This is a genomic window from Vibrio sp. 10N.261.46.A3 (assembly GCF_041472995.1).
Taxonomy (GTDB): Bacteria; Pseudomonadota; Gammaproteobacteria; order Enterobacterales; family Vibrionaceae; genus Vibrio; species Vibrio coralliirubri.
In genome coordinates this window covers 1-531 of record NZ_JBFRRH010000125.1, presented here as the reverse complement: position 1 = coordinate 531, position 531 = coordinate 1, and the positions used below count along the sequence as shown (strand labels likewise).

Sequence of the window (531 nt, the reverse complement as noted above, 5' to 3'; positions counted from 1 at the left end):
TATTCTGTTCAACGATAAAGCTCAAGCCGTTAATGCCCTTTCTAAAATCGACGGGTGCCTTGTGGAGATAGATAACAGAGGTATCAAGGAACATTTTCATACGGCTGCGAGCTCCTTCAATAGAAGGCCGAGCCACTGAGGTGTGACATCACGAGGCACATGAAGAGAGCAGGCCCCGGCTTCAAGGCGTAATTCCGTGGGTAACGTAGAGGCAGGCAGTTGCTCGGTTTTGGTGTTTGGCTTGGTTGTTTTTTCAACAACAACGAATTCGGAAAGTGAATCTTCTCGTTTTTTAGGCATGTTGACTAAGTGGTGTAGTTTGCGACGGTTGTTATCAAACGTTTTTGGATGAAGATTGTGCTCTAAACAAAACTGAGCGGCAGACTGCTCACTATTGTAATACTTCTGCACAAGGCGTAGCCATTCTTGTTGAGATCTATGCTGAGACATTTTCGAGTACCTTTAACGATCAAAGTTAAAGGTTACGACGTTTATTAAAAGGATTGAATGAGTCGATTTAAAGACGCTTAC

The 531-nt window shown here is 43.5% G+C and carries 1 protein-coding gene; it reads right to left on the bottom strand.

All coding sequences use genetic code 11. From position 1 onward, the window contains the following. Window positions 1–96: 96 nt before the first annotated feature. Window positions 97–450: an IS66 family insertion sequence element accessory protein TnpA gene (gene tnpA / locus AB4484_RS24010; RefSeq protein WP_372080707.1), complete on the bottom strand. Its 354-nt coding sequence runs from the start codon at window positions 448–450 to the stop codon at window positions 97–99. Window positions 451–531 lie beyond the last annotated feature (81 nt).